The organism is Streptomyces showdoensis, from assembly GCF_039535475.1.
Lineage (GTDB): Bacteria > Actinomycetota > Actinomycetes > Streptomycetales > Streptomycetaceae > Streptomyces > Streptomyces showdoensis.
Genome location: NZ_BAAAXG010000026.1, coordinates 245,745 through 263,929 on the forward strand (window position 1 = coordinate 245,745; position 18,185 = coordinate 263,929).

An 18,185-nucleotide genomic window follows, 5' to 3' on the forward strand; every position below is an offset into this window, starting at 1 on the left:
AAGGACTGACTAGGTGCCAGCCCCTAGGCACACGGTATCGCCCAACTCGGTCGTGCGTGACGCCTTCTGAGCTGTCGTCAGCTACCCCGATTGGCCTGTTTGTGAAGTATGGAACTAATGCGGTGTTTTAGGGGGTGTGGATGGCGGAGACTCCGCTACAGATGACGGTCCGGCTCCGCGCGAAGATCGAGCGACGGAAGAACGAGACCCGCAAGTGGTCCGACGCGTACGAGGGAAAGCGCCCGCTGCTGTTCGCGTCGCCCGAGTTCAGCGCGCAGACGGGCGGACTGTTCAAGGACTTTTCCGATAACTGGTGTGCGACGGTCCCGGACGCGACGGTGGAACGGCTCATGCCGCTCGGATTCCGGCTGGAAGACGGCACGGTGGACCAGACAGCCGCGACGGCATGGCGGAAGTCCGAGTGCGATGTAGAGATAGGTCTAGCGCTACTGGAAGCGCTGATCACGGGCCGCTCGTACGCGCTGGTCTGGAAGCCGGACGGGGTGAACACCGAGATCACCTTTGAGCACGCGGCAAACGCCATCGTTGAGTACGTGCCGGGTCGTCGCCGGCTCCGCGCTGCGGGGCTGAAAGCATGGCGGGACGGCGAGTACGAGCTTGCCACCCTCTTCACTCCGGACATGGTCTATCGGTGGCAGCGGAAGGGCCGAAGCCACGAGTGGACCGGTCGTACCGTCGGGCTTCCGCGGGGTGAGCCCTCGCACATCAAGAACCCGCTCGGCGCTGTACCGCTGGTGGAACTCCCCAACCGAGGCAGGCTGCACGGAAAGCCGCGCTCCGAGCTGGTGACCGTGCTCCCGCTACAGGACTCCGTCAATACCTTGTGGGCTCACTTGCTCACCGCTTCGGACGGTCTCGCGCTGCCCGCTCGGGCAATCCTCGGGATGGACCGTCCCGTTCGGGAGATCATCGACCCCGAGTCCGGTGAAGTCGTCGGCGAGGAAGACGAGCCCATTGACAAGTTCCGCTCGGACCGTCTGCTGTGGCTGGAGAAGGAAGGCGCATCGATCGCCGAATTCTCCGCCGCCGATCTCGACAACTACCTAAGGGTTATCACTAAAGCAGTCGAGCACATCGCGGCGCAGACCCGTACGCCCGCCACGTACTTAAGTGGGCAGCTCATCAACGTGAGTGCTGATGCCCTCGCCGCATCGGAAGCCGGTCTAGTGGCCAAAGTGACCGAGCGACAACGGCACTTCGGCGCAGGGCTGCGCGAAGTGATGCGGCTGGAAGCCCTCGCAGCCGGCGAGCGGGGACGAGCTGAAGCCCTCGCGCTCGGCACGGTGATTTGGCGTGACCCGCAGTTCCGCTCGGACTCCCAGTACTCGGACGCGCTCGTCAAGCTCAAGAGCATTGGCGTACCGGATGAGGCTCTGTGGGAGCGAATCCCCGGGGTCACCCCGGACGTGATCGCTCGGTGGAAGCGGATGCGCGACGATCAGGCGGGCGCGATCCTCGGCGGCAACGTGGCCGCGCTGTATGGGCCGAAGCCGCCCGAGGACGACCAGGGCGAGGACGGGCCCGCGGACGAGCTGCCGGACGTCGCGTAATGCCGGACTCCGCGACGCTCGCACAGACCCGGTACACGGAAGTCCAGGGCATCACGCGCAGCGTGGTCGAAGCCGTACAAGCTCTGTGGCGGGATGTGACCCCGGACCGGATCCTGTCCGCGATGTCGGGCGAGACCGGCCGCGCGATCCTCGCCGCGGTGACCGCCGGGCAGATGAGTGCGGCGGCAGGGGCCCAAGCGTTCGTCACCGCCTCCATGCTCGCGCAGGGTGCGGCAGCCGGTCCGCTCGGTTTGCTGAAGCCGGGCGCCCTCGCAGGGTTCGCCGCGGACGCTCGTCCGCTCTCCACGCTGCTCTACGTCCCGGCTATCAGCACGGCTCAAGCTCTAGCCGGCGGAGCGTCCGCGGAAGCGGCATCCCTGGTCGGGTTGAACCAAATGGCCATGCTCGTAAGCACCACGGTTGCCGACACGGCGCGTGCCGCTACGTCGGTCGCCATGGCTGCCGAGCCCCGGTGCGTGTCCTACGTCCGGGTGGTCCGGTTGCCCGCGTGCGCTCGCTGCATCGTCCTTTCAGGGCGCCAGTACAGCTACAGCACCGGCTTTCGTCGGCACCCCCGGTGTGACTGCGGCATGGAACCGATGACGGATGCCGAGTGGCGCGGGACCGACACCCCGGAAGAACTCTTTCGCCGGATGAGCCCCGAGGACCAGCTGAAGCGGCTCGGTGCCGCGGGGGTCAAGGCACTGGAGGCCGGGGCCGATCTCGGGCAGCTCGTGAACGCTCGGCGCGGACTGTCGACGGCTGCCACGAGCCGGGGCCCGCTGCGGGTGACCACGGAGGGGACGACGAAACGCGGCATCGGAGGGAAGTCCCTCGGACCGTTCGCGAAAGTGCCCGGGGGCGGGCGGTACGAGCGCGCCAAGGAAGCCCGGCTAATGCCGGAAACCATTTTCAAACTTGCTGGCGATGACCGAGAGCACCAAATAGCGATGCTCCGGAAACACGGATACATCACGTGAGAGGGACCCATGCCGAACGACCCGAATCCCAACCCGAACCCGACCGGCCCGGAGCCGAAGACGAGCGAGGGAGACCCGAAGCCGAGCGGCAACCCGCCCGAGGGCACGAAGCCGGGCGAGGGCGGCAACGACTCTGCGGCGGAGCTGACCGCCGAGCGTGCTGCCCGAGCTGCCGCAGAGAAGCGAGCCACGGACGCCGACGCCGAAGCGGCCCGACTCCGCCGCGCGAACGCTGCGCAGCGGGGTACCGACCTTGACGCGCTCCGCGACGAGATCCGCGCCGACTTCATGGGGCAGCTCGTCCGCGCCGAACTTCGCGCGGCGGCAACGGGCAAGCTCCGTGACCCTGCGGACGCGCTCGCCCTGGTCGACCTTGACGCGCTTACCGGTACGGCCGGCGACGTCGACACCGCGGCCATTGCCGCCGCCGTGGACCAGCTCGTACGGACCAAGCCTTATCTCGCCGCGGAGTCGACCGCATCGAGCCCCGCCCCGTGGGGTGACGTCGGCTCGGGGCAGCGCGGCACCACGGACCCGGCGGACGAGCCGGCGACGCCGTTCGATCGGCTGCGGGACGCGTACAGCACCGCCGAGTAACCCGCACCACCCACCCACACCGAGGGACACACAAAACGTGCGTCCCTTTTTTTCATGCCCAAATTCAGGGGGATAGCACATGGCGCTTTCACTCGCCGAGTCCGCGAAGCTCAGCACCACCAACCTACAGCGCGGAGTCATCGAGACTTTCGTCCAGGAATCGTCCATCCTGGACCGCATTCCGCTCATGCCCATTGAGGGCAACTCGTACAGCTATAACGAGGAAGCCACGCTGCCGGGCGTCGCTTTTCGAGGCGTGAACGAGGGCTACACCGAGAGTACCGGCACACTAAACCAGAAGTCGGAATCCCTCGTGATTCTCGGCGGTGACGCGGACGTGGACCGTTTCATCGTCCAGACCCGCGGCAACCTGAATGACCAGCGCGCCATTCAGACTCGAATGAAGGTCAAGGCTGCCGCCTATAAGTACCAGGACACGTTTTTCAACGGCGACACCGTCACCGACCCCAAGTCCTTTGACGGTCTGCGTAAGCGGCTGACCGGCTCGCAGGTGATTTCCGCGGGCACGAACGGCGCTCCGATCGTCGGCAATGGTGGCTCCGACGCGCACGCGTTCTTTGACCTGCTGGACGGTCTCGTGGGCTCCGTCCCGGGTCTGAACAGCACCAACGGCGCGATCTACGCCAACCGTCAGGTAATCGCGAAGATCAAGAGCGCGGCTCGCCGGCTCGGCGGATACGAGATGGTTCGCGAGGCTCTTACCGGAAAGCTCGTGGCGACGTACAACGGCATTCCGCTGCTCGACCCGGGCCAGACTGCCGCGGGCGCGGACATCCTTCCGCAGACGGAGACGCAGGGCACGGCCACCGACGCGTCCAGCATTTACGCCGTGCGCTTCGGCCAGACCGAGGACGACCAGGCCGTGACCGGTCTCACCAATGGCGGTGTCATGGTGGACGACCTCGGGCAGCTCGAAACGAAGCCCGCTTACCGCACCCGAATTGAGTTCTACTGCGGCCTTGCCGTATTCGGCGGCAAGGCCGCCGCGCGCCTTAACGGCGTCCTCGCCAAGTAGCCGAGAGGGGTACGGAATTGCCGCCGCGTAAGCGTGCAGCGTCCGCCCCCAAGATTCCGCACACGGATTCCTGTCCGCCCCCGCCCCGCATTGAGAGCTTCCCGGTTCTCGATTCGGGCGGGGTCGCACGGACCGTGACGCGGTGTCTGGCGTGCGGCGCACAGACAGTCAAGTAACCAGGGGAGGTAACGCGAATGGCACTCCCCGCACTGGCCACAGTGGGCCAGCTTGCCGCGTGGATGCAGCGCGAGCCGGCCGAGCTGCCCGAGGGCGCCGCCCTGGTGCTCGATGTGGCGTCCGCGGTGGTCCGCCGGGAAGCCCGGCAGAGCTTTACCCGCGGGACCAGCTCGGCCACGCTCCACCCGGACGGGGGTTGGGTGGTGCTGCCGCAGCGTCCCGTGATCGCCGTGCAGTCCGTCCGTACGGGCGGGCAGCTCGTTCCGTCGGATCGGTGGCAGCTCGTCCGGGACCGGCTCGCTGTGGTCGACGACCAGGCCGTGACCGTCACCTACACCCACGGATACGCGTCCGTGCCCGGGGACGTGCTCGCGGTCGTGCTCACCCTCGCCGGCCGAGTGCTCACCAATCCGTCCGATCTACGGCAAGAGTCGGTCGGCTCGGTCTCGGTGACCTACTCGGCCGAGACCATCGGGGCGTCTCTCGCCCCTGCGGACCGGGACCTACTCGCCCGGTACCGGCGGCGTGTCGCGGTGGTGAGGCTCCGGTGAGCGTGCACTACACGCAGACGGTCGTGATCGTCCGGGCCCCCTTTGTGGTCGACCGGTACGGCAACGAGACGACCGTTCGGGATTGGGCCCGCGCGACCAGGACGACCGTCCGCCGCGTGTCCGTCCAGCCCGACGTGTCGACCGAGGACACCGGGGACCGGCCCGTGGTCGTCACCGGGTGGCGACTGACCACACGTCGCGGTGTCGACGTCGACCTACAGCCCGGGGACCGCGTGGTGGCGCTCGGCCGGCTGCTCGATGTGGACGGCGACGTGGCCCGCTGGACGGTCTCGGGCCGACACCACCACACCGAAGCCCGGTTAAAGGAGGTGATCGGCTGATGCGCTTCCGCCCGAACCGGAACGGGATCAACTCCCTGATGAAGTCGGACGAAGCCGGGGCCGAAGTCCGCCGGATCGCCGAGCGGATGAAGGCTGCCGCGGAGTCGACCACGGGGGGCGACTTCCGGACCGACTCGGCTCTAGGTGCTCACCGTTGGCGTGCTGCCGTGATCGGCGACTACGCGAAGCACGGCGACAGCGAGGGCACGCGGCGGGCTCTGCTGCGAGGGCTGGACGGTGCCGAGTGAGCACGCGCCCGGTCGTCGTCATGCCGGACGCCGTGGCCGTGGTAACCGGGTATCTCCGCACCGCTCTTGCGGCAGCCGGCGAACCGGTCTCCGTGGTGTCCCGGATTCCCTCGCCCCGCCCCGATCGGTTCGTCCGGGTGGAACGGGTCGGGGGGACCAGGGCGACCCCCGTAAGCGACCGGCCCCGCCTCGATGTCCACGCATGGGCAGAGACCGAAGCCGCCGCCGCCGATCTCGCCGAGCTGGTCCGCGCCCTGGTTCACGCGATCCCGGGAGTTCGGGGCGGGGTCACGGTCTACACCGTGCGGGAAGTCGGGGGCCCGCAGTGGCTACCCGACGACGTATCGGGGTCGCCCCGGTACGCGTTCGCGGTGGAAGTGCATATGCGCGGTTTCGTCACTGCAATGAAATGACTCCATCGTCATCAAGGGTTTCTCCGGCCAATTCTATGAAGGCAGTCCATGTCTCATACACCAGGCGATTTGATCTCTTGAAGCTCGTGAACGACTGGAGCGTATCCTCTCGCATGGGGCGATCCTCGGGCGCCCGTCGGTAGCACTCGTTTAGCTCTAGGGCCGCAATCATTGTGGCGCCAACGTGGTCCATTGCCTCTCGCGCAGCTTTACGTACTTCCTTGGGGCCCGCCAACGCCACATTGGGAAAACTGTCTACGACGCCCTTAACGAGAGGTTCGACCAGCGCTATGTAATCATCCGTGAAATAGTCAACGTAATCACTCCCTTCAGGGATTGTGATGGTGAGCTCAATTGAAGCCTCCTTCACAGCGGAAGCAAACTCCTTGTACCGCGAAGTCCTTTCTTCCCGTCGTTGAGCCTGGTGTGCTGCCCTGGCCGACAATCTTGCGCTTTTCCATTGCGTGCGAGAAGTCGCCCATGCGGCACCTATTGCGCCAACTGCACCTGCCAATGCGCCGCACACAGCGGCCAATCCTGCGTCCATGGCGCGCACTGTACTGCCGCTGACGACGTGTCGCGGCCTCTTTCCCGAAACTCACCAGGGAGACACCCATGCCTCTTTCCGCAAGCGCTGTACGCGTAGCGATCACAGGTGCCGCGTACGTGGCACCGCCCAAGACCAAGCTCCCGACCGATTCCGAATCCAACTGGGATGTGGCCTTTACCGACATCGGATGGATATCCGATGACGGCATTACCGAGTCCAACTCGGCCGACTCGTCCGAAATTAAGGGCTGGCAGGGCGGGCAGACCGTCCGAAAGGTCATCTCCTCTAGCGAGATGACCTTTTCCTTTACCGCCATCGAGACCAGTAAGACCGTGCTTGAGCTTTACCACAAGGGCTCAAAGGTGGTGACCATGAACGGTAAGTCTGTGCTCGCCGTAAAGGCGCCCGGCCCGGACCGCAGGACGTTCGGTTTTGACGTCATCGACGGTGACTCGCATATCCGGATCGTCATTCCGGACGGCGAAGTCACCGAGACCGGGGACATCATTTACAAGGGCGATGAGGCAATTTCGTACGAGCTGACGATTACGGCCTATCCGGGACCTGATGGCACGGTCGCTTTCAAGTATTCCAATGACCCTGCCTGGTCTGCTGCGCCGGCTGCCTGATCAGACACACAAGTTTCCTACAGGGGGAACCTTTGACCACTTCTGCTTTTGACCTTGACGTGTGGGTGCGCGAAGCGCGCCGGGAACCGTTCCGCTTCACTACCGCCGGTCACCTCTTTGAGATGCCCGCAGCGGGTGAGCTCGATAAGAAGATTCTCAAGACCGTGAACGTCGATAACCCGAGTGCGGCGGATATCGAGACCCTTCTTAAGGCTGGTCTCGGCACCGACTGGCAGACGTTCGACGAGCTGCCGATTCCTCTGTCTGCGCTCGGCGAGCTCTTCCGTCAGTGGCAGCGCCATGAGGGTGCCCCGCTGGGGGAATCGCCGGCCTCTGCCGACTCCTGAGTGAGCACGGAGAGGCCATCGAAGCGGACCTAGCGCGCTACTACCGCGCAGACCTTCGGGACGTCTTCCGCCCCGGGTCCGGTCTCACGTGGCGCCGGCTGCGGGCCCTGGTGACTGCCCTCCCCGCGGAATCCGCCCTCGGCCGCGCGCTCGCCGGTGAGGACGCCGGATGGACGCTGGAGACACAGCTACTCGCCGCACTACACGACCGACTCGCGGAAGCGAACTGGCAGCGGAGCAACGCCGGGGCCAAGTCGCCGAGTCGACGCCCAACGCCGCTAGCTCGTCCCGGAGTTCGCCCGGACCGCATCGGCGGAACCGAGCGAGACCCGCGGGAAGTTGCCGCGTACCTCGTCCGTTGGCAGCCGAAGCCGGGGGGTGACTCGTAGTGGCCGTGGAAGTCGGTATGGGCTACGTGTCGATTGTTCCGGAGGTTGCGGGCTTCGCCTCCGAGCTACAGCGGCAAGTCACAGGCCCCGCAGAGAGCGCCGGACAGGAGGGCGGGCAGGCAGCCGGCGAGGGCTTCACCGGAAAGATGGGTGGGGTCCTCAAGGGCGGTCTCGCCGCCATCGGCATCGCTGCTGCCGCCCTGCTGGTCAAGGGGTTCACGGATGCCCTGGACCAGACCCGCATTGACGGGCGGATACAGGCGTCCCTCGGCAGCACACCCGCCGAGGCGAAACGTTACGGCGAAGCGGCCGGGCAGCTCTATGCGCACGGCATCACGGGCTCCGTGGAGGAAGCGGCATCGGCAATCTCGGGCGTGATGCGGTCCGGCATCCTTCCGCCCGAAGCGACGAACGCACAGATCGAAGAGATAACCGGCAAGGTTGCCAACCTTTCCGACGTTTTCGAACTTGACCTAGGCCAGACTAGCAATGCCGTTGGTCAGATACTCAAGAACGGTCTCGCCAAAGACGGTTCGGAAGCACTCGACATCCTGACCGCTGGAATGCAGCGGATGGGTCCGAGGGCCGACGACATGGCCGACACTTTCAACGAGTATTCGACGAAGTTCCGGGACCTCGGACTTTCCGCCGCAGACGCAATGGGGCTCATGTCCCAAGGTCTTGCCGCAGGCGCCCGAGACACGGACACCATGGCCGATGCCCTGAAGGAATTTCAGATCCGGGCGACGGACGGTAGTAAGACGAGTGCTGATGCCTATAAGGCCATCGGGCTCAATGCTGAGGAGATGACCCGCAAGATTGCGGGCGGCGGGGCCGGGGCCAAGGAGGGCTTGCAGCAAGTCCTAGACGGCATCAAGGCCATTAAGGACCCCGCCGAACAGAACGCGGTAGCCGTCGGCCTTTTCGGTACGAAAGCCGAGGATCTAGGCCGCGCACTTTTCGCGATGGATCCGAAGACAGCCGTAAAGGCCCTCGGTGATACCGCGGGTGCCGCAGACAAGATGGGCGATGCGCTGCACAACAACGGCGCCGCCAAGATCGAGCAATTCAAGCGGACGCTAGAAGTCGGTGTATCGAACTTCCTCGGCAACAGTGTGATTCCACCGCTGGTCTCGCTAGCGTCCACAGTCGGTGACGTTCTCGGACCCGCATTCAGTATCGGAAAAAGCGTTGTCGGCGGCTTCTTCGGCGCCTTCTCCTCGGGCGCCGGCGGGCAGTCCATTGCCGGTCTCGGACAGACCCTGATGGGGCTCGGGACAACTGCGCGCGACACCCTCGCACCAGGGTTCTCTGCACTTGGGCAGCTCTTCAACTCAATGTTGCTTCCTGCACTGCGGGGTGTGTGGGGTGTGCTTTCAACACAGCTCCTGCCTTCATTCATGACCCTGTATGGGGCGGTTTCCAGTTCAGTCATGCCGGTACTGACGGGCCTTGCAAGGATTTTCACCGAAACAATTTTGCCCGCAGCCATGAGGATCTATACGGCGATCCTGGAGAACGTCCAGCCGATCTTTACCGCCTTCGCCGCGTTCGTGACAACTCGGGTCGTTCCCGCAGTGCAGATGATCGGCGGCAAGCTCGCCGAGCTTGTGCAGAAGGCGCAGCCTGTCATTTCGGTGGTGTCGACGGTCATTACGTGGCTGGCACAGCTTGCCGCGAAGATCCTGGGCGCAGTGATTCCGGTGATTATCCGGCTCGCCGGACCGATCTTCTCCGGTCTCTTCACCGTGCTTGGCACTGCCATTGACTGGCTCGGCGACATCATCGGCTGGATCGGAAAGCTCGGCAAGGCTTTCGTAGACGGAGCGCGTTGGGTCGGCGACTTTGCCAAGAAGTCCAAAGACAAGTTCGGCGAGTTCGTCGAATGGCTGAAGGGTGTGCCGGACCGAATCAAGAAGTCGCTCGGCGACTTTGGCCGGCTGCTTGCCGACAAGGGCAAGGATCTGATCCACGGCCTGTGGGACGGCATTTCGAAGATGACCGGGTGGCTCAAGGACAAGCTCGTGGGGTGGGCCAAGGACGCCATTCCGGGCCCGATTGCTTCGGCCCTCGGAATCCACTCACCCTCGCGACTCATGCGTGACGCGATCGGCCGGTGGATTCCTCCGGGCGTGGTCGACGGAATTGATGAGACTCAGCATGTGCTCGACGCGCGTCTACGGGCCATGGTGACGGTTCCTCGGGTCAATACCTACAAGGCTGCGGGGAAGGTCGCCCCCACACGCACCTTTTCGGACCTCGCCGACTACTGGCGTGAGGAATTCCGCCGCATCCGTGCCGAGCGCTACGAACGACAGGAGATTGTAGTCAAGATCGGGGCGCAGGAAATCGCGCGCGCCGTGGCCGCAGGAAATCGACAGATCGCTAGGAGGTGAGTTCATGTGGATTGGGGTTCCGAGTCGGTATCCCAATGAGGGCGGACTACGCGAGATCCGCGACGGCGCTAAGTCGTTTGACCGCAGCCCGGATCTCGGCGTCACTGAATTCCGGTCACTCGGCGGCGGGGTAACAACATGGACAGCGTCTAATGCCCCGCGCCGGTACAAGCTGGTGTGGGATGCGATGCTACCCGAGGACGTTCGGCACATAGACTTGCTGGCTCGACAGAGCTACAGCTTTGAGCCGGTGGCAGTTCTCGACCCTCTGTCCACCAACCTGCTGGGAAATCGTCAGGCGGAAGGCAGGGGCAGCACTACTCAATGGGGCGTGGTGCCGGGGGAGATTACTTTCATGGCTACGGACACGGAGCCTTTCCGCCAGGTTGCAGATGTTCGAGTTGTCCCGGCAAGCGGTGCGGCAGAGCTGGCGTGGGTTAATCCGGCCTGGTCTTATTTCCCTGTCCCCGCAAACCAACGTGTCACCTGGTGGTCGGAGTCTGCTTCGTCTCCCTCCTACTCTCCGAAGGTAGAGGGTGTGTACCTGCACTGGTACACGCGAGCCAAGACGTTCATCAGCTCGGCTGTGCAGACAGATACGACGCGGCCCCTTGTGGCAGTTAGCCCGGCAAACGCAGCGTTTATGCGCCCTGCCGTGAGACTCAAGGCAACCGGCCTGTTCCCTACCGGATTTGCCGCCCTCAGCCTCGGGGACACGTCTGCGTCCTTGCTCGCCGGCTCTCGTCCGATCGGCGAGGGCAGCATGGCCCACAGCATCACGGCGTACCGGCACGCAGCCACTCCCCGGGACGGGGCTTACAGGGACATCGGGCTGGACCTGGTGGAGGTGACGAGTAGTGCAGCCGGCTAGCGCCGCGCTTACTGCGGCCCTCGCACTCGGGCAGCGCACTGCCGCACACACGCTGCGGCTCGGAGGCCGGGACGTCTCGGCGCAGGTCGAAAGCTGGTCTCTTGACCGGGCCTACGGCACCGACTTGCCCGACTCGATGAGAGCGTTCAGCGGGTCCAGTAGCGCGCAGCTCGACGTCACGGTGACGGGGGCAGGTGGCAAGAGCGCTCCGGCACTGTACGGCCCGTGGGCCCCGCGCTCGTCCGGTGACGTGGCGCGCCCTGGACAGTCCGTCGTACACGGGTGGGGTGTGGGCGGTACGTCGCTGGACGCATTCCGCGGCAAGGTCAGAACCCGGTCTGCGGAGTCGGGGTCTGACGTGGTGCGGCTGTCTGCGCTCGATGGTGCCGAACGGCTGCGGCAGCCAGCCCGGCTCCCGTACCCCGACATCCCGCTGAGGACTGTCACACCGGACAGTCTCGTTCTCTACTGGGTTACCTCCTGCACGTGGGTTGTGGATCACCTGCTACGGAGCGCAGGAATTCACACGTGCCCGCCTCCGCGCAGCACGGCAATTTTCTATGCACCCATGCACGGTGGCCTCACCCCAACCATCGGAAGTGTGGAGCGCCTGTCTGGCCTGTGGTCGTTCTGGACCAAGACAGGGGCGCCTTTTGAGAGCGCGATGGACGGGACCTTTTCTACGGCCGAGGCGAACTACCGGCCGGCCGTGGCCACCGTCAATCGCACCAGTGATGGGCTTTGGCTGGAGGGTTGGGCGAACACTACTTTCAGCAATCCGAACACAGATCAGATTCTTCGGTACAGACTCCAATACGACACGGGGACTGACTCGCGCTTCGTGTCTCTTGAGATCAACTTCCTCACCGGCACCATGACGGCCAGCCACGGAGCAAATGCCGACCCTGCGTCGAATCAGCGAGTGTCGTGGAACACGTCGGCTGCCATGGGCGCAGGCACCTATCACTTCGGGTGGTGGCTGCGCTGGAGCTCTACGGGGGTGCCCACAGTCGCCCCCGTGGTGACGAAGAACGGCACCGCTTGGGCGGGGGCAGACCAAAGCCTGGCAACAGCTCCGTCGCCCCCGGGCGAACTACGCGCTGTGAATCTCGTGGTGACGAACCTGCGCATCGAGGCCATGCAGATCTCGCAGCTCGCGGCCAAGCCGGCTACCGACGCGGAACGCACCCTGACGGGAACATGGACCAAGGGCGCGACCCTCGGAACACCCGCGTTCCCCATGGCGGTCTTCCCGGCGGTCTCCGGAGATGTCTGGTCGGTTCTCACCGACATCGCTCGGGCCACGCTGTCCACAGTCGAGGTCGACCGGGACGGGTTCATCAGATGGCAGGACTACACCCGGTGGGCGGCGACGCCAACCACGCCCGCACTCACGGTCTCATCTGCCCGGGAACTGGCGAGTCTCACAGTCACTGAAGAAATCGACGCGTGCCGGAACGCCGTAGCCGTGAAGTGGCAGAACTGGGCAGGCCACGACTACGAGTTGGCGGGTCTCACAGACTCCCCGGCCACCCCGATTGCGGTAGCGGCAGGGGCAACGATTACCCGCAGCATGCCAACAAGCGAAGACCGCTACGATCCGGTCCCGCCGACCATCACAGGGGCGCTGAGCGGCTGGGGAAACCTGATCATCCGCACAGCAGCCGCCACCACGGCCCCCCTCGTGCGCGGCGCAGCGGAATACAGCATCCGCCGCGAGGACGGCACGGTCTATCTCACCGTGCGGAACCGCTCGGCGAGCACGTTCTACTACCACGCGTGCAATCTCGGGACCCCGAAGCCGTCGCAGACCACGGGAACGCCCGTGGTGTCCCTCGCGGCGGAGCGAGATGCGGCAAGCCAAGCCGCCTATGGCATGCAGTCGTTCGAGCATGACGGTGCCCCCTGGATTCAGGACGGGGGCACCGGACGCGACGTCGCCAAAGCCCTAATCAAGGCAGGCGCCGTTCCTGCCCCGCAGCTCCAGAGCGTGGAGATTCTTCCCAACCCTCGCGTTGATCTCGGGGACGTGGTCCGCGTCGTCGACACCACGGGCGCACAGCTCGACACCCTCGCATGGGTAATCGGAATCCGTACCGAAGGCAGCGGGACCGCCGTGCGGCAGACGCTCACGCTGCGCGGGGTGGCAAGCAACGGCATGCCGGCGGACACGGGGCTTACCCCGGACCCGCCCACGCGCCCAGGGGCACCGCCACCGGTCTAACAGAGGGGGGACAGATGGACGACCAGGACGAGCTAGGTGTGCGCATCGGCGCAAGAGAGATCTACAACGAAGTAGTCGGGCTGCGCGGTGACGTGCAGCGGCTCGGACAACAGGGGGAAACCGTGGACGAGACGCTAGAAGACCACGAGACCCGCATCCGCGGTCTTGAGAGCGAGCGAGCGAAGTACGTGATCCCCGTTGCCCTCATTACCGCCGTCGCGACCGTCGTTGCCGCCGGTCTCGCCGTCGCCAAGCTCAGCGCTTAGACACCCACCAGCACCATTCCACGCCCCGTACCGGGCTTACCGGACGGGGCTTTTTCATGCCCAACACAGGGGGAATCGTGGCGAAGTTCAGCGGGGCAAAGTGGCACCCCATTCCGATCAACTACACCGAGGGCGGACAGAGTTCGGTCCGGGGCCTGGTCGTACACATCATGGCGGGCACGCTCGGCGGGACCGATTCTTGGTTCCGGAATCCTGCGGCCCGATCCTCGTCTCACTTCGGGACGGGCAAGGGTGGCGAGCTTACGCAGTGGGTCGACACGACCGACCGGGCATGGGCACAGGCATACGGCAACCCCTCGTGGCTCAGCATCGAGAACGAGGGGCGAGGCGGAGACGCGCTCACGTCCGCGCAGATGGACCGGATTGCCGAGGTGTTCGCGTGGGTCCACAAGATCTACGGCGTACCGCTACAGGTCACCTCGGACCCGAACGGGCGCGGGCTCGGTTACCACGCCATGGGCGGGAAGCCGTGGGGCAATCACCCGAGCTGCCCGGGGCCGAAGATCATCGCGCAGCTTCCCGAGATCGTCGCCCGGGCTAAGCGGCTGGCCGGCTCGCCCCCGGACAAGCCGAAGCCGGTCTATGCGCCGTTCCCGGGCGCCGCGTACTTCCGTAGGGCACCCCGCTCGGCCCTGATCACTGCCATGGGTCGCCGGCTGGTGGCCGAGGGCTGTGGGCGCTACTCGTCCGGGCCCGGTCCGCAGTGGACCGACTCTGACCGTCGCTCGTATGCCGCGTGGCAGCGAAAGCGCGGATTCACGGGCACCGACGCGGACGGGTGGCCCGGTAAGTCGACGTGGGACGCGCTGCGGGTCCCGAAGCCGTAGTGACACCGCGTGGGGCTGGTCCGTCCGGCGGGGACCAGCTCGGCCGCACATCCGCCGGATTCATCACACACAGCAATAGGGGGACTCCCATGCAGTTCATCAGCAAGCACCCGGCCCGTATCTACGCCGTGGCGGTCGCCGCCCTCGCCCTGGTGGCGCACTACCGGCCCGAGCTGCCGAGCGCGCTCGTCCTCGGTCTCGTGGCTGCTGTCCTCGGTGTCGGTGAGGCTGTTCAGCGCACCGAGGACCGGAAGACCGCCACGGCCGGCGAGCCGGTCCCGAACGACGACCAGGCCGACGCGCTCACCGAGCACCAGGACGCCGAGGGCGCCGCGGAGTGACCTACCGACACGTGGCACTCATGGGCCGCGCGGGCTCCGGTAAGGACACCGTGGGCAGTCGGTTGGTGCAGCGGTTCGCGTTCGCCCGTATCGCGTTCGCGGACCCGCTGCGCTCCCTCGCCCTCGATGTGGACCCCATCGTGGGACACGAGCCGACCGGCTTCGAGCCGATCCCGCTCCGTCTGTCGGACGTGGTCCGGCGGGAAGGGTGGGACCGGGCCAAGGGGCGCCCGGAAGTACGCCGTACGTTGCAGCGGCTCGGGCAGGGAGTCCGCGACCAGGACGAGCGGTATTGGCTCCGGCTCGCCCTCGCCAAGCTCGACGTAGCCGAGCGGTGGCACATCCCTGCCGTCGTCACAGACTGCCGGTACGAGAACGAAGCCCGCGCGCTGCGGGCCCGCGGCTGCCTCCTGGTGCGCATCGAGCGTCCGGGCGAGCACGGCCCCGCCGGCGAGGACGAGCGGCAGCACCGCAGCGAGACCGAGCTAGACGACTTCCCCACGGACGCCTTGCTGACCAACGGCGGGTCCGTGGACGAGCTGTACGCGCTTGCGGACCGGCTCGCCGTACCGCGCTGATCAGCGCGAGGGGATGACGGCATGACGACCAGGCTGCCGTTTTGGTTTTCTCTCTATTTTCTTAGACGCATACCAAAAAACAGTCTGAACCGTCATCCCGTCATCCCCTCGCCACCACACACATTCACGAGGGGGACACGCCCATGCCCGGAGCCATCCGGACTATCAAGCGCGGCGGCAGCCGCTTCTACGTCAACCCGAGCACCGCCGAAAAGGTGCCGGGCGTTACGTCTATCGTCTCGATGCTCCCGAAGCCGTACCTGACTTTCTGGGCTGCTCGAATGACCGCGGAAACCGCCGTGGAGAACCTTGACGCCGTACGGGCTATCGCCGAGCGCGACCCCGCGGGCGCCGTGGACTTCCTGCGCAACGCGCACACCCGATACACCAAGCTCCGGGCAAAGGTGGGGTCGGACGCGCATGACATGTTCGAGCGCATGATTCGACTGGAAGAGATCGGCCGAGTCCACCCCGACCTGGAGCCCTACCGAATCGGCTTCGCGGAATTCCTTACCGCTGTGCGCCCGCAGCTCGTCCGTGCCGAAGACGTGGCGTGGTCGGACGAGCACCGGTACGCGGGCTCTTTTGACGCCATTGTGCGCGTGCGGCTCGGCGAGGACGGTAAGCCCGACCATGAAAACGGCGAGTGGCACACGCTCGTTGTTGACTGGAAGACGAGTAAAAGCGCTTATCCGGACGTCGCGCTACAGCTTGCCGCGTACGCGCACGCCGACCGGCTGATTTCCCCGGACGGTACTTCCGAGCCCATGCCGCACATTGACGGTGCTGCGGTTCTGCACATCACGCCCGAGGGGTGGGTGTTCAAGCCGGTCCGGATCGATGAAGAGATCTTCAATGTCTTTCTGACGCTGCGGCACGTCTTCCACTGGGACCGCGATCTTTCCAAGACCGTTTTCGGCGTCCCAATTGCAGAGAGCGTCCGCCGGCTTGTCACAGGTACGCAGCGGCGAGCCGCTTAACCAAACAGAAAACACCTAAGCACGGACGAGCGCACCTAGGCGTCTCGTCCTTTTTCATGCCCAAAACCAGGGGGATACAGCATGGCTCTGCGCATTTTCGAGACCGACCCGGACGCGATGCCGAAGGGTTCTTTCTCTGACGACACGGTGGGTCGCTTCCACTCGGGTCGTTCCGTTAACGGCATTCCGGAAGCGCTCTCCGCGTGGAAGGTTTCCACGGGTGACCCGGACGTGGCGGACGCTATCGCTCATCTCATGGGCGGTACTCCCGAGGAGACCGATTCCACGTCGGAAAACTTCATCGAGATTCTGACAGAGGCGAAGCGCGTCAAGGTAGTTCTCGCTGGCGCGGACGCGATCACGTCGGACATGAAGCTGTGGAACGGCAACGTTCTCATTCACCACTGCGACGGTGTCGAGTTCCTTTCTCCGGATGAGGACCGGGGTAAGGCGTGCGGCTGCCCGGCCCTGATGGAGGACCGTAAGGCGGCTGCGAAGACGAAGCGCGGCCCGTCCCCGAGCATTTCGGTTCTGTTCCGGCTCGCCGAGGATTACGACCTTGGCCTTTTCCGTTTCCAGACCGGTTCATGGAAGCTCGCCGAGACGCTGCACGAGATCGGCAACGCGCTCGACAAGATCAAGGGCGAAGCCCTCGCCGAGCTGGGCATTGAGCTGGTGGAGTACACCACCAAGAAGGGCCGAGACGTCTCGTACTTCAAGCCGGTTGTAAAGGTTCTCAAGTCCTGGAACGACGCGGTTGCGGAGCCGACTCCGTTCTAGCCGGCCGAGGGGCCTGGCACGGTTCGGGCCCCTCTTTCACGGGGGTATCCACATTCCGATTCTGGAACTGTGCGCCGGATACGGCGGAATCGGTCGGGCCGTAGAGGCACTGACCGGAGAGAGAATCAGATACGTTGCGGAAGTCGATCCGTATGCGTCTCTGATCCTCGCCAACCGGTATCCGCACGCACCGAATCTCGGAGACATTACCAAATACGACTGGTCCACCATTTCTGGTGAGGTGGACATCATTACGGCAGGTTTCCCCTGCCAGGACATCAGCAACGCAGGGAAGCGGGCGGGGATTCACGGTGCGAGGTCGGGTATCTGGGAAAGCGTACTCGGGGCCATTCGCGTTCTTCGACCACGGCTCATTTTCCTGGAGAACGTATCCGCCATCCGAAACAGGGGCCTCGCGCACGTACTCGCGGGACTGGCCGAGGCACGGTACGACGCAAGATGGTGTTGCCATCGGGCTTCCGCAACTGGAGCCGCCCACCACCGCGATAGATGGTTTCTCATCGCTTCCCCTACTCCCCACCCCTCTGGCGTCAGACGCCACGAAGGGGCCGGACTTCGCGAGGGATGAGCGGGACGGTAGCGGCGGGCAGGACCTCGTTACCGCCGTGGCGCGACTATTCGACAAAGAACGCGCACACCAACTCTTCAAGACACCGACCGCAAATCTGGGAACGAACGGCGCTCCGCAACATCCGGATAAGCGACGTGCGGGCGGACACGGGCCGACTCTCGATGATGAGGTTTCCTATCTGCTGCCCGTAGACCCGGAAGTGGCCGAGGAAACTCCGGGCGCCTTTCATAGTCCCCGCGAGTGGTGGGCGGACTACGCGCCGGCTGTGCATCGCTGGGAAGTGCTTATGGGTACCCCGGCCCCGATTCCTGTGGAGTTCGGCCCGCGCGGTGGTCGACGTCTCGCCGCAGTGTTCGCGGAATGGCTTATGGGGTTGCCACGGGGGTGGATCACTCACATTCCGGGGCTCAACCGTGCTCGGCAGCTCAAGGCAGTCGGTAACGGAGTGGTGAGCCAACAGGCTTTCGCGGCCTACCTGCA

The 18,185-nt window shown here is 65.1% G+C and carries 19 protein-coding genes; 18 read left to right on the forward strand and 1 reads right to left on the reverse strand.

All coding sequences use genetic code 11. The annotated features are described in order from the left end of the window. The first annotated feature begins 140 nt into the window (after positions 1-140). From ABD981_RS13605 to ABD981_RS13635, 7 genes are all read left to right on the forward strand, one after another. Positions 141-1,571: a phage portal protein gene (locus tag ABD981_RS13605; RefSeq protein ID WP_046907385.1), complete on the forward strand. Its 1,431-nt coding sequence runs from the start codon at positions 141-143 to the stop codon at positions 1,569-1,571. Then, positions 1,571-2,551 (forward strand): VG15 protein, encoded by a 981-nt coding sequence (locus ABD981_RS13610; protein ID WP_240495180.1) that lies wholly within the window; start codon positions 1,571-1,573, stop codon positions 2,549-2,551. The genes ABD981_RS13605 and ABD981_RS13610 overlap by 1 nt, the downstream gene beginning before the upstream one ends. 9 nt (positions 2,552-2,560) lie before the next feature. Continuing rightward, positions 2,561-3,148, forward strand: coding sequence for a hypothetical protein (locus tag ABD981_RS13615; protein ID WP_123954394.1), 588 nt, complete (start codon positions 2,561-2,563; stop codon positions 3,146-3,148). Between the two features lie 79 nt (positions 3,149-3,227). Next, entirely contained in the window at positions 3,228-4,184 is a 957-nt protein-coding gene (locus tag ABD981_RS13620; RefSeq protein ID WP_046907288.1) for a major capsid protein, read from the forward strand. Between the two features lie 194 nt (positions 4,185-4,378). Beyond that, the gene (locus ABD981_RS13625; RefSeq protein WP_046907289.1) at positions 4,379-4,912 is read left to right on the forward strand and encodes a hypothetical protein; all 534 of its coding nucleotides are present in this window, start codon (positions 4,379-4,381) and stop codon (positions 4,910-4,912) included. Beyond that, entirely contained in the window at positions 4,909-5,253 is a 345-nt protein-coding gene (locus ABD981_RS13630; RefSeq protein WP_046907290.1) for a hypothetical protein, read from the forward strand. Before ABD981_RS13625 ends, ABD981_RS13630 begins: the two co-directional genes overlap by 4 nt. Beyond that, a complete protein-coding gene (locus ABD981_RS13635) occupies positions 5,253-5,501 on the forward strand; it encodes a hypothetical protein (protein ID WP_046907291.1) in 249 nt (82 codons plus the stop codon). Before ABD981_RS13630 ends, ABD981_RS13635 begins: the two co-directional genes overlap by 1 nt. A gap of 396 nt (positions 5,502-5,897) precedes the next feature. Here the strand turns inward: ABD981_RS13635 and ABD981_RS13640 are convergent, their stop codons facing one another. Beyond that, positions 5,898-6,461 (reverse strand): hypothetical protein, encoded by a 564-nt coding sequence (locus ABD981_RS13640; RefSeq protein WP_131723851.1) that lies wholly within the window; start codon positions 6,459-6,461, stop codon positions 5,898-5,900. A gap of 68 nt (positions 6,462-6,529) precedes the next feature. Here ABD981_RS13640 and ABD981_RS13645 point away from each other — a divergent pair, with 68 nt between their 5' ends. From ABD981_RS13645 to ABD981_RS13695, 11 genes are all read left to right on the forward strand, one after another. Further along, complete coding sequence (locus ABD981_RS13645) at positions 6,530-7,093, forward strand: phage tail tube protein (RefSeq protein ID WP_046907292.1); 564 nt, start codon at positions 6,530-6,532, stop codon at positions 7,091-7,093. Between the two features lie 32 nt (positions 7,094-7,125). Further along, the gene (locus tag ABD981_RS13650; protein WP_131723853.1) at positions 7,126-7,440 is read left to right on the forward strand and encodes a hypothetical protein; all 315 of its coding nucleotides are present in this window, start codon (positions 7,126-7,128) and stop codon (positions 7,438-7,440) included. 388 nt (positions 7,441-7,828) lie between these two features. Continuing rightward, positions 7,829-10,225 carry a phage tail tape measure protein gene (locus ABD981_RS13655; protein WP_131723854.1) on the forward strand — a complete coding sequence of 799 codons (2,397 nt, stop codon included), beginning with the start codon at positions 7,829-7,831 and terminating at the stop codon, positions 10,223-10,225. 1,472 nt (positions 10,226-11,697) lie between these two features. Next, the gene (locus ABD981_RS13660; RefSeq protein WP_131723855.1) at positions 11,698-13,320 is read left to right on the forward strand and encodes a hypothetical protein; all 1,623 of its coding nucleotides are present in this window, start codon (positions 11,698-11,700) and stop codon (positions 13,318-13,320) included. Positions 13,321-13,334: 14 nt separating this feature from the next. After that, complete coding sequence (locus ABD981_RS13665; protein ID WP_046907296.1) at positions 13,335-13,586, forward strand: hypothetical protein; 252 nt, start codon at positions 13,335-13,337, stop codon at positions 13,584-13,586. A 77-nt stretch (positions 13,587-13,663) separates the two neighbouring features. Then, positions 13,664-14,434 (forward strand): peptidoglycan-binding protein, encoded by a 771-nt coding sequence (locus ABD981_RS13670; protein WP_046907297.1) that lies wholly within the window; start codon positions 13,664-13,666, stop codon positions 14,432-14,434. A gap of 89 nt (positions 14,435-14,523) precedes the next feature. Continuing rightward, on the forward strand, positions 14,524-14,775 hold the full coding sequence (locus ABD981_RS13675; protein WP_046907298.1) for a hypothetical protein: 252 nt from the start codon (positions 14,524-14,526) through the stop codon (positions 14,773-14,775). Positions 14,776-14,825: 50 nt separating this feature from the next. Beyond that, positions 14,826-15,353 (forward strand): deoxynucleotide monophosphate kinase family protein, encoded by a 528-nt coding sequence (locus ABD981_RS13680; RefSeq protein WP_205628147.1) that lies wholly within the window; start codon positions 14,826-14,828, stop codon positions 15,351-15,353. Positions 15,354-15,496: 143 nt separating this feature from the next. Further along, entirely contained in the window at positions 15,497-16,333 is an 837-nt protein-coding gene (locus ABD981_RS13685; RefSeq protein WP_046907299.1) for a hypothetical protein, read from the forward strand. An 81-nt stretch (positions 16,334-16,414) separates the two neighbouring features. Further along, positions 16,415-17,113, forward strand: coding sequence for a recombination directionality factor (locus ABD981_RS13690; protein ID WP_046907300.1), 699 nt, complete (start codon positions 16,415-16,417; stop codon positions 17,111-17,113). After that, positions 17,091-17,702 (forward strand): DNA cytosine methyltransferase, encoded by a 612-nt coding sequence (locus ABD981_RS13695; protein ID WP_240495181.1) that lies wholly within the window; start codon positions 17,091-17,093, stop codon positions 17,700-17,702. The genes ABD981_RS13690 and ABD981_RS13695 overlap by 23 nt, the downstream gene beginning before the upstream one ends. The last annotated feature ends 483 nt before the right edge of the window (positions 17,703-18,185 follow it).

Coding starts and splice junctions, on each gene's coding strand:
- ABD981_RS13605 (WP_046907385.1), top strand. CDS start 141: ATGGCGGAGACTCCGCTACAGATGACGGTCCGGCTCCGCGCGAAGATC.
- ABD981_RS13610 (WP_240495180.1), top strand. CDS start 1,571: ATGCCGGACTCCGCGACGCTCGCACAGACCCGGTACACGGAAGTCCAG.
- ABD981_RS13615 (WP_123954394.1), top strand. CDS start 2,561: ATGCCGAACGACCCGAATCCCAACCCGAACCCGACCGGCCCGGAGCCG.
- ABD981_RS13620 (WP_046907288.1), top strand. CDS start 3,228: ATGGCGCTTTCACTCGCCGAGTCCGCGAAGCTCAGCACCACCAACCTA.
- ABD981_RS13625 (WP_046907289.1), top strand. CDS start 4,379: ATGGCACTCCCCGCACTGGCCACAGTGGGCCAGCTTGCCGCGTGGATG.
- ABD981_RS13635 (WP_046907291.1), top strand. CDS start 5,253: ATGCGCTTCCGCCCGAACCGGAACGGGATCAACTCCCTGATGAAGTCG.
- ABD981_RS13640 (WP_131723851.1), bottom strand. CDS start 6,461: ATGGACGCAGGATTGGCCGCTGTGTGCGGCGCATTGGCAGGTGCAGTT.
- ABD981_RS13645 (WP_046907292.1), top strand. CDS start 6,530: ATGCCTCTTTCCGCAAGCGCTGTACGCGTAGCGATCACAGGTGCCGCG.
- ABD981_RS13665 (WP_046907296.1), top strand. CDS start 13,335: ATGGACGACCAGGACGAGCTAGGTGTGCGCATCGGCGCAAGAGAGATC.
- ABD981_RS13675 (WP_046907298.1), top strand. CDS start 14,524: ATGCAGTTCATCAGCAAGCACCCGGCCCGTATCTACGCCGTGGCGGTC.
- ABD981_RS13685 (WP_046907299.1), top strand. CDS start 15,497: ATGCCCGGAGCCATCCGGACTATCAAGCGCGGCGGCAGCCGCTTCTAC.
- ABD981_RS13690 (WP_046907300.1), top strand. CDS start 16,415: ATGGCTCTGCGCATTTTCGAGACCGACCCGGACGCGATGCCGAAGGGT.